8 protein-coding genes are annotated in these 10,227 nt (G+C 43.2%); 1 reads left to right on the forward strand and 7 read right to left on the reverse strand.

The window, feature by feature from the left end; translation table 11 throughout:
• Positions 1 to 97 precede the first annotated feature (97 nt).
• The gene (locus SORDD25_RS02735) at positions 98 to 2,794 is read right to left on the reverse strand and encodes a cation-translocating P-type ATPase (protein WP_061852534.1); all 2,697 of its coding nucleotides are present in this window, start codon (positions 2,792 to 2,794) and stop codon (positions 98 to 100) included.
• A 306-nt stretch (positions 2,795 to 3,100) separates the two neighbouring features.
• On the opposite strand from SORDD25_RS02735, the gene mntE reads away from it, so the two are divergent.
• A complete protein-coding gene (gene mntE, locus SORDD25_RS02740) occupies positions 3,101 to 4,291 on the forward strand; it encodes a CDF family manganese efflux transporter MntE (RefSeq protein WP_061852535.1) in 1,191 nt (396 codons plus the stop codon).
• 56 nt (positions 4,292 to 4,347) lie between these two features.
• Here mntE and SORDD25_RS02745 read toward each other — a convergent pair whose 3' ends face one another.
• Genes SORDD25_RS02745 through SORDD25_RS02770 form a run of 6 tightly spaced genes read right to left on the reverse strand, consistent with a single transcriptional unit; the run spans position 4,348 to position 10,049 of the window.
• Positions 4,348 to 4,959: a hypothetical protein gene (locus SORDD25_RS02745; RefSeq protein ID WP_061852536.1), complete on the reverse strand. Its 612-nt coding sequence runs from the start codon at positions 4,957 to 4,959 to the stop codon at positions 4,348 to 4,350.
• Positions 4,956 to 6,824, reverse strand: a complete 1,869-nt coding sequence (locus SORDD25_RS02750; protein WP_061852537.1) for an ABC-F family ATP-binding cassette domain-containing protein — start codon at positions 6,822 to 6,824, stop codon at positions 4,956 to 4,958. The genes SORDD25_RS02745 and SORDD25_RS02750 overlap by 4 nt, the downstream gene beginning before the upstream one ends.
• The gene (locus tag SORDD25_RS02755) at positions 6,821 to 8,020 is read right to left on the reverse strand and encodes a CCA tRNA nucleotidyltransferase (protein ID WP_081103634.1); all 1,200 of its coding nucleotides are present in this window, start codon (positions 8,018 to 8,020) and stop codon (positions 6,821 to 6,823) included. Before SORDD25_RS02755 ends, SORDD25_RS02750 begins: the two co-directional genes overlap by 4 nt.
• The gene (dapB, locus tag SORDD25_RS02760; RefSeq protein ID WP_061852539.1) at positions 8,017 to 8,784 is read right to left on the reverse strand and encodes a 4-hydroxy-tetrahydrodipicolinate reductase; all 768 of its coding nucleotides are present in this window, start codon (positions 8,782 to 8,784) and stop codon (positions 8,017 to 8,019) included. The genes SORDD25_RS02755 and dapB overlap by 4 nt, the downstream gene beginning before the upstream one ends.
• A 39-nt stretch (positions 8,785 to 8,823) precedes the next feature.
• On the reverse strand, positions 8,824 to 9,672 hold the full coding sequence (locus SORDD25_RS02765) for a DegV family protein (RefSeq protein ID WP_061852540.1): 849 nt from the start codon (positions 9,670 to 9,672) through the stop codon (positions 8,824 to 8,826).
• Between the two features lie 2 nt (positions 9,673 to 9,674).
• A complete protein-coding gene (locus tag SORDD25_RS02770; RefSeq protein WP_061852541.1) occupies positions 9,675 to 10,049 on the reverse strand; it encodes a DUF1149 family protein in 375 nt (124 codons plus the stop codon).
• Between the last annotated feature and the right edge of the window lie 178 nt (positions 10,050 to 10,227).

The raw sequence follows: 10,227 nt of genomic DNA on the forward strand, positions 1-10,227 counted from the left end.
CACTCCTTGCTACTTTACTTTATTATAGCACAAAAGAGGATAACTTCTAACCATTCTCCTCAAATGCAAAAAAAGCCATCCGAAGATGACTTTCTTTTTAAATCGCGTTCTTATCAAGACCAAGTTTACGTTGAACAAACTTGACGATTTCGACGATAAGTATCATTGAGAAGCTTCCAGCTAGAACAATGGCCCATTGTGACAAGTCTAGTTTGGTTACGTGGAAGATACCTTCAAGCGGTTCTACAACGATTGTTGCCATCAAGAGGATGAAGGATACCAAGATAGACCAGTTGAAGGTCTTAGACTTGAATGGTCCGACTGTCAAGATGGATTGGTAAACAGACTTTACATTGTAGGCATGGAAGAGCTGAATCAAACCAAGCGTTGCAAAAGCCATGGTGAGGGCATCCGCATGAATGGCTTGATTGTCTCCTACATGGACTGGATAGGCAAGAGCAAGGCCATAAACAGTCAAGACGAGAGCCCCTTGGAGTACACCTTGATAGATAATGGAACTCATGACCCCACCTGAGAAGAAGCTTGATTTGCGTCCACGTGGTTTGTGGGTCATAACACCTGGCTCAGCTGGTTCAACACCAAGGGCGATGGCTGGGAAGGTATCGGTTACCAAGTTAATCCACAAGAGATGAACTGGCTGTAAGACATCCCAACCAAACAAGGTTGATAAGAAGATGGTTAATACTTCAGCCGTATTGGCAGAAAGTAGGTACTGAATAGTCTTTTGAATGTTTGAGAAGACCTTACGTCCTTCTTCAACTGCGACGATGATAGTCGCAAAGTTATCATCTGCAAGGATCATGTCAGATGCACCCTTAGAAACCTCAGTACCAGTGATTCCCATACCGATACCAATGTCGGCTGTTTTCAGAGCGGGCGCATCATTAACACCGTCACCTGTCATAGCAACGACCTTACCTTGGTTTTGCCAAGCTTTCACGATACGAACCTTGTGTTCTGGAGATACACGCGCATAAACAGAGTATTGACCAACGACTTTTTCAAATTCTTCATCTGAAAGTTCGTTAAGCTCAGCACCAGTCAAAACATGGTCTTCCGAGTCATTTTCGTCGATAATTCCCAAACGTTTGGCAATAGCTTCTGCTGTGTCTTGGTGGTCACCCGTAATCATGATTGGACGGATTCCCGCTTCCTTAGCGACACGAACAGCTTCTGCTGCTTCGGCACGTTCAGGGTCAATCATCCCAATCAAACCAGTAAAGATCAAGTTGTTTTCAAGCTCTTCAGAAGTAAGATTTTCTGGAATACTATCGATAATCTTATAAGCACCTGCAAGGACACGCAAGGCTTGGTGAGCCATTTCCGAGTTGTTTGTATGGATTAATTCAGTGACTTTCTCATCAATCTGTGCAACATCTCCAGCTTTATCGCGAGCAACACAACGTTTCAAGAGTTGATCTGGAGCCCCTTTGACTGCCACGAGGAATTTACCATCTGGTAATGGGTGAACTGTTGACATGAGCTTACGATCTGAGTCAAACGGCAATTCAGCCACACGAGGATATTTCTCTAAAAATCCTTTAACATCATAGCCCTTGTCCAAGGCATACTGGATGAAGGCTGTTTCGGTTGGATCCCCGATCAGGTTTCCTTCTGCATCGATCTTAGTATCATTAGCCAAAACAACAGAACGAAGAAGAGGCATTTCAAGACCTAGTTCAATATCATCAGCTGAATCATGTAGGACTGAATCATAGAAGACTTTTTCGACTGTCATCTTGTTCATGGTAAGCGTACCAGTCTTATCGGAAGCGATGATCTCAGTGGAACCAAGTGTTTCTACTGCTGGCAACTTACGAACGATAGAATTTCGTTTTGCCAAAACTTGAGTACCAAGGGCAAGAACGATGGTCACGATAGCAGGAAGTCCTTCTGGGATGGCTGCAACAGCAAGCGCAACAGAGGTCATCAACTCACCAAGTGGATTTTTACCTTGAATGAAGACTCCGACTACAAAAGTAACAAGGGCAATGACCAAAATTGCATAGGTCAAGACCTTAGAAAGGTTATTCAAGTTTTGTTTGAGTGGTGTATCCGTCTCATCCGCATCTTGGAGCATGCCAGCGATATGACCAACTTCTGTGTACATACCTGTATTGACAACAACACCAAGACCACGACCATAAGTCACGTTTGAGTTTTGGAAGGCCATATTGACACGGTCACCAATACCAGCATCTCCAGAGAGCTCGACGGTCAAGTCTTTTTCGACTGGAACAGACTCACCTGTTAGGGCTGCTTCTTCGATTTTAAGAGAATTAGCTTCTAGCAAACGTAGATCCGCTGGTACCACGTCACCTGCTTCAAGGGCAACGATATCTCCTGGTACCAATTCTTTGGAATCAATCTCAGCCATATGCCCATCACGAAGAACGCGCGCAGCAGGACTCGACATCGACTTGAGGGCTTCGATGGCTTCTTCTGCTTTCCCTTCTTGGTAAACACCAAAGGCTGCGTTGATGATAACAACGGCTAGAATAATGATGGCATCTGCAATATCTTCCCCACCAGAAGTTATGACAGACAAGATGGCTGCAGCCACCAAAATAATAATCATCAAATCCTTAAATTGCTCGATAAACTTGACTAGGAGTGATTTTTTCTCACCCTCTTCCAGTTCATTGCGCCCATATTCAGCTAGGCGTTTCTGCGCTTCGCTTGACGAAAGGCCTTGCTCAGTTGCTTCAACCGACTTCAAGACTTCTTCGGGACTTTGAGTATAAAACGCTTGGCGTTTTTGTTCTTTTGACATATGTCTCCTCCTTGACTTTGTGTGCAAAACAAGTTCTCTTTTAGTTTTATGACAAACAAAAAGAGACCTGTTAATCATAACAAGTCTCGCTGTTTAAGATAGCGCCGGAAAGAATACTTTTCAGTATAAAATTCGGAATGACGACACTATCACAGGTTTCTGCCAGCTACTCCCTTGAGTAGTACTATTATATCAAATTTTGAAAAGTTTTCAAGAATTAAAATCCGATGAAACAAGACTAAATTTGAATTTTCCCTTGAAAACCAGTATAATGGTAGAATACTATATGACTAGAAAGGAAGCCCGATGAACCAATCCATGTCAAATCTCAAATTGGCAGAACGTGGAGCCATTATCAGTATTTCAACCTACCTCCTCTTGTCTGCGGCAAAATTGGCAACTGGTCACCTCCTGCATTCCTCCAGTTTGGTGGCAGATGGTTTTAACAACGTCTCGGACATCATTGGAAATGTTGCCCTCTTGATTGGAATTCGGATGGCGCGCCAGCCTGCAGACCGTGACCATCGCTTTGGTCACTGGAAGATTGAAGATTTGGCTAGCTTGATTACTTCCATCATCATGTTCTATGTTGGTTTTGATGTGCTTCGGGACACCATTCAGAAAATCCTCAGTCGGGAACAAACACCCATTGATCCCCTGGGAGCGATTCTAGGAATCATTTCAGCAGCGGTCATGTTTGCTGTTTATCTCTATAACACACGCCTCAGTAAGAAATCCAAATCCAAGGCTCTCAAGGCAGCTGCTAAGGACAATCTTTCCGATGCTGTCACCTCGCTTGGGACTTCCATTGCTATCCTAGCCAGCAGTTTCAATTATCCAATCGTGGATAAATTGGTCGCTATTATCATCACTTTCTTTATCTTAAAGACAGCCTATGATATCTTTATCGAGTCTTCCTTCAGTCTTTCAGATGGTTTTGACGACCGTTTGCTAGAGGACTACCAAAAGGCCATCATGGAGATTCCAAAGATTAGTAAGGTCAAGTCCCAAAGAGGGCGTACCTACGGTAGCAATATCTACCTTGATATCACCCTGGAAATGAATCCTGACCTATCTGTCTATGAAAGTCACGAGATCGCAGACCAAGTCGAATCCATGCTGGAAGAGCGTTTTGGAGTCTTTGATACCGATGTTCATATCGAGCCAGCTCCCATACCTGAGGACGAAATTTTGGACAATATCTATAAAAAACTGCTCATGCGTGAGCAATTGATTGACCAAGGAAATCAGCTAGAAGAACTCCTTGCTGAGGACTTTCTCTATATCCGTCAAGATGGAGAGCAGATGGATAAAGAGGCTTATAAGTCTGAAAAAGAACTTAAAGCTGCTATTAAAGATATTCAAATCACTTCCATTAGTCAGAAAACCAAGCTCATTTGCTATGAGCTAGATGGCATCGTCCACACCAGTATCTGGCGTCGCCATGAGACTTGGCAAAACATCTTCCACCAAGAAACTAAAAAAGAAGACAAATAATGACCCTATCCAGTGGATAGGGCCTTTTTGATTATTCTACTTTAAGCAAAGACAGACTATGACGGTTTGGAAGATTTACTTTTCGAAGCTTGTTTTGCCTCTTTTCTTGCTTGACGATTTTGCTCGATGCGCCATTCTCTTTCATAGTACTTCATGGTCTCATAGACTCTTTCAGGAAGTCCTACATCTAGTAGAAAGATCGGGATAATTAAATCTGCTGACGGATAAAAAGTGAGAATCCTTCTCTTCAGCAGTGTTAGAAAGGATTGGGATTTCACATTTTCCTTGTTTTTAAAATAGACTTCAATCCGATAAGAATCCCTATACTTCCCTCGAATCCGAGAGAAGGAAAATTCCTCTACATCAGCCCAAGCGTAGAAATGACTGGGTTTCTTTGGATTCGGTTTGTAGTAAAACCCCTCGACAGTACATTTCAAATATTCCTTATCAGAGCTTAACAGTCTGTATGTCTGATAAACGACTACTCCAGCACAAAAGAGGACAAGCAGTATTAACAACAGGCTTATCGTATGAAGTTTAGTCCCCTTTTGAGAGTACAAATGAAGATAAGAGAGAGGCAACAAGAAGAAAAGCACTGAAGCCAAGCAAAACAAGGCATTCCAAATGATTTTCTTGGGACTACGTTTAATGATTTTTTCTTCCATCATGCCAACTCACTTAAATATTCATAGCGTTCGTATTTTTCAAGGAGTTTTTCGTTTTTCTCGTCTAGCTCTTTCTGAAGCGTCGCCAATTTGCCAAAGTCAGAGCCATTTGCCTGCATTTCTTCTTCAATGGCAGTGATATGATTTTCCAAGGCTTCAATATCACCTTCAATGCTTGCCCACTCCTGCTTTTCTTGATAGGTCATACGCTTCTTGTCTTCACGGACTTTGACCACTTTCTCTTTTTCGGCCTTTTGAACTTGATTGGACATCTCTGTTTCAAAGGCTTTTTCATCAAGGTAGTCAGTGTAATGGCCAAAGAAAGTACGGATGCTTCCATTCTCAAAGGCGAGAATCTTAGTCGCTACCTTATCCAGGAAATAACGGTCGTGGCTAACTGTCAAGACAGGACCCGCAAAGCCCTGCAAGAAATTCTCCAAAACTGTCAAAGTTGCAATGTCTAGGTCATTGGTCGGCTCGTCCAAAAGAAGAACATTTGGTTTTTCCAAAAGCAATTTGAGGAGATAAAGGCGTTTTTTCTCTCCACCAGACAATTTCTCAATCAGGGTCCCATGCGTCGAACGTGGGAAGAGGAACTGCTCCAGCAACTCAGCGATGGAAGTCGTAGAACCGCCACTGGTCTTAACCTCTTCTGCTACTTCCTGCAGGTAATTGATAACGCGCTTGCTTTCATCTAAACCTTCAATTTGTTGAGAGAAATAGGCAATGCGAACCGTCTCACCGATGATAACTTGACCTTTAGTCGGCTCAAGACTTCCTGCGATGAGATTAAGCAGAGTTGACTTCCCTACACCGTTATCCCCAACAATTCCGATACGGTCTTTAGCTTGCACTAAGAGATTAAAATCTTGCAAAATTGGCTTGTTTTCATAGGCAAAGGAAACATCCTGAAACTCGATGACTTTCTTCCCAATCCGACTAGTTTCAAAGTTCATGGTCAAGTCTGTATCAGCAACGCCACCTGAAACTTCTTTTTTCAAATCGTGGAAACGATTGATACGGGCCTGTTGCTTGGTCGCACGGGCCTGCGGTTGTCTACGCATCCAGGCTAATTCTTGCTTATAGAGTTGTTCCTTTTTGTGGAGAAGGGCAGCGTCACGCTCATCTTGTTCCGCTTTTAGGCGGACATAGTCCTGGTAATTTCCCTGATACTCGGTCAAGCCTGCTCGGTCCAACTCGAAAATCCGTGTTGACAAAGCGTCTAGGAAATAACGATCATGTGTGATAAAGAGAACGGTCTTCTTGGAATTTTTCAAAAAAAGAGTCAGCCACTCAATGGTCGCAATGTCCAGGTGGTTAGTTGGCTCGTCCAGAAGCAAGAGGTCGTGGTTTCCGAGGAGAACTTGCGCCAACTGAACCCTTCTTCTTAGACCACCTGACAATTCACCAACTGGAGTCGACAAGTCCTGAATACCCAGCTTGCTGAGGACCGTCTTGACCTGGCTTTCAATTTCCCAGGCTTGAAGAGAATCCATCTCTGCCATGACCCGTTCCAAACGCGCCTGCTTGTCCTCACTGTAGTTGAGCATGATTAACTCATACTCACGAATCAACTGGATTTCCTTGAGGTCGCTAGAGAGAACCGTATCCAAGACCGTCTTGCTATCATCAAAATCAGGATCCTGGGTCAAGTAGCCAATCTTATAGTCATTCTTTGCCGAAAAGGGACTGACATCCCCGTCAAAGCCAGAAACACCAGAAAGGACATCTAACAGAGTGGTCTTACCAGTCCCATTGACACCAATCAGACCGATTCTGTCCAAGTCATGGATGATAAAAGAAATATCCTTAAAAACGGTCTTGTCACCGATGGATTTGCTTAATTTTTCAACGATAAAATCACTCATTTTTTCTCCCTCAGGTAAGCATGGATTGCTTGACGGTCGTTTTCCAACTCTCCATCGACAATGGCAAACTCAATCTCTGTTAAAATCTCTCCCAAGTCTGGTCCTGGCTGGTAACCATATTCCTTAATCAAAATTCCACCGTTAATCTGAATTTCTTTCTTATCATGAATGGTCAAACTATGGTAAGTTTCTTTGATGGCTTGTGGGTTGACTGCTTTTCCTTGAGCCTGACGAAGACTTTCAGCTTGTAGAAGGGAATCCAAGTCAAAGCGGTAACAATCGCGCCTGCTCAGCTCTCCTTCTTCTCGCAAAGTCAAAATAGTCAGCAAATCCTGTACTTGCTTGGCAAACTGGCGTGAGGTCTTCCAATGTTTCAAAAATGGCTGTGCATCTTTAATCTCCAAAGCCCACAATAGAGCCGCCCAGGCTTGTTCAGAAGACTCAAAGGTGAAATCAGTCTTCAAATCAAACAGTCTGTTGAGCTTGTCCTGGCTTTCTGCCATATCTGGAAGATAGTCATAAGCTTGACTTTCAATCATGGAAGACAGACCAACTCGCCAAAAAGGTGCCAGCAAGAGCTTATCAAACTCAACGAAGGTACGCTCCACAGAAATTTTCTCCAAGAGTGGTGTCAAAGTCTTCATCGCTTCAAATGTTTCTTGCTCAAGTTTAAAACCAAGACTGGCCTGAAAACGAAAACCACGCATAATACGCAAAGCATCTTCGTTAAAACGTTCACTAGCCACTCCAACTGCTCGCAAGACTTGGTTTTCCAAATCCTCTAAACCCTGAAACAAGTCAATAATTTCGCCTGTCTCATCCAAGGCAAAGGCGTTGACTGTAAAATCACGGCGCTTGAGGTCTTCTTCTAGCGAACGTACAAAGGAAACCGCACTGGGTCTGCGGTAGTCCACATAGACATCTTCGGTTCGAAAGGTGGTTACCTCATACTCCTCGTCCCCATCTAAAACCAAGACAGTTCCGTGCTCGATTCCAATATCGGCTGTTCGTGGAAAAATCTGCTTGGTCTCCTCTGGATAGGAAGAAGTCGCGATATCCACATCATGGATGGGGCGATTAAGAAGGGCATCTCGAACAGAGCCCCCAACAAAATAGGCTTCAAAGCCTGCTTCTTTAATTTTTTCTAATACTGGTAAAGCCTTCTGAAATTCAGAAGGCATTTGCGTTAATCTCATAATAAGTGTTCTAATCCATAGACAAGCTCATGACGCTTGACAACTTCTTTGATTCCCAAATTCACCCCTGTCATGAAGGAGCTGCGATCATAGGAGTCATGACGAAGGATCAATCCTTCTCCCTGATTGCCAAAGATGACTTCTTGATGGGCTACCAAGCCAGGTAGACGTACTGAGTGGATGCGCATGCCATCAAAGTCAGCACCACGGGCACCCGCAATCAATTCTTCCTCATCAGGCGCACCTTGTTGGATAGACTCTCGCACTTCCGCCATCAGCTCAGCCGTTTTAATGGCTGTTCCGCTCGGAGCATCTTTTTTCTTGTCATGATGGAGCTCGATAATCTCCACATTTGGGAAATATTTGGCAGCCTGCACCGCAAATTGCATAAGTAAGACAGCTCCCAAGGCAAAGTTAGGAGCAATCAAGCCACCCAAATCTTGTTCACGGGAAAATGCTTTTAGTTCTGCAATTTCTTCATTAGTGAATCCTGTTGTTCCAACTACTGGAGCAAAGCCATTTTCAAGAGCAAAGCGTGTATTTTCGTAGGCAACGGCTGGTGTAGTAAAATCCACCCAGACATCCGCTTCAAAACCAGCCAAGTCAGTCTTATCATTGAAAACAGGAATTCCCTGCCATTCTGACTCAGACTCAAACGGATCCAAAACTGCAACCAAGTCCAAGTCTGGATCAGCCAAGACCATCTGACAAGCAGCTTGGCCCATCTTTCCCTTAAAACCGGCAATAATTACTCGAATACTCATCTCTACTCCTGTCTAAGATACAAAGCCTGTAAGAACAATTTAGACGATTGGTGTATAGCTCAAGGCGATACTACCTTCTCCAAGGTGGGTTCCAATGACACTACCAAAGGTATTAATTGGAATCTCAGCAGTCACACCACTCTCCATCAAAAGCTGACGTAAGTCCGCTGCCTTTTGAGGAGCATTGCCATGGATGACTGTGATACGGTAATTCCCATCTTTTGTCGACTCTTTGATGATTTCTACCAAACGTTTGATTGCCTTCTTTTCCGTACGAACTTTTTCGTAAACTTCAATCACACCTTGGTCATTAAAGTAAAGGATAGGCTTGATACTGAGGAGATTTCCTAAGATGGCTGCCCCATTTGACAAACGTCCTCCCTTAACCAAGTGGTCGAGATCATCTACTATGATAAAGGCTGAATTATCAGCAATTTGGATAGCCAACTTCTCCTGAATCTGGGCAAAATCATCACCTTGTTCTGCCCATTCAAAAGCACTCTCCACCATAAATCCTAGAGGGGAACTTGTGATATGGGTATCTGGAAAGGCAATGGTCAAGCCATCATACTCATCCAACATGTATTGGATGTTCTGATAAAAGCCTGAAATTCCTGACGAAAGAAAGAGTCCCAAAACATGGGTATAGCCTTCATCTTTCAAGGAACTTAGAATCTCATCCAATTTGGCAATACTTGGTTGACTGGTTTTAGGCAATTCTGCAGACTGAGCCATTTTTTGATAAAATTTCTCAGCAGTTAGATTGACACCTTCCACATACTCCTCCCCATCAATATTGACAGGAATATCCAAGATAAATAGATCCTCTCTTTGCAGCGTCTTCTCCTCTAAATAGGCTGAAGAATCTGTAATGACAGCTAATTTCATGACTAAAACTCCAAATTGATCCCTGGAAGATCCAAGGCGATTTCTGTTACTTCATACGTCAAACGATTGAGCATGTTCAAACATGGACGTGCCAGAGTTTCGACTTCTTCTTGGTTAAATTCGCTTGGTTCGTTAACAATGCGACCTTCCACATGGTTAACTTGAGAAATCGTTCCGCTGATGACAAATTTGTCAAAGACAATCATGAAACTCAAGATAACAACAAGCGAAGTTACTTGGTTTTCTTGATCATGTTGGAGCAACTGAAAGTTCACATCTACCTTAGTTTCAGGGGTTCCATTTTCATTTTCCCATTCAAAGTTACGAGCATCAAAGTGATACTGGCTAACAAATTCTTGTTCTCGTTTAAGATTCATTTTTCTCTCCCATTGCTACAATTTACTATGCAATTGTACCACATTTTTATCATTTCATCTAGTTTTCTAGGCTTTAGTCAATTCCGATTTCATCTTTAACAACAGCAGCAATCGTATCTACGTAGTAGTTCACTTCTTCTGTTGTTGGGGCTTCTGCCATGACGCGCAAGAGGGGTTC

It is taken from the genome of Streptococcus oralis (assembly GCF_001579525.1).
Classification (GTDB): domain Bacteria; phylum Bacillota; class Bacilli; order Lactobacillales; family Streptococcaceae; genus Streptococcus; species Streptococcus oralis_M.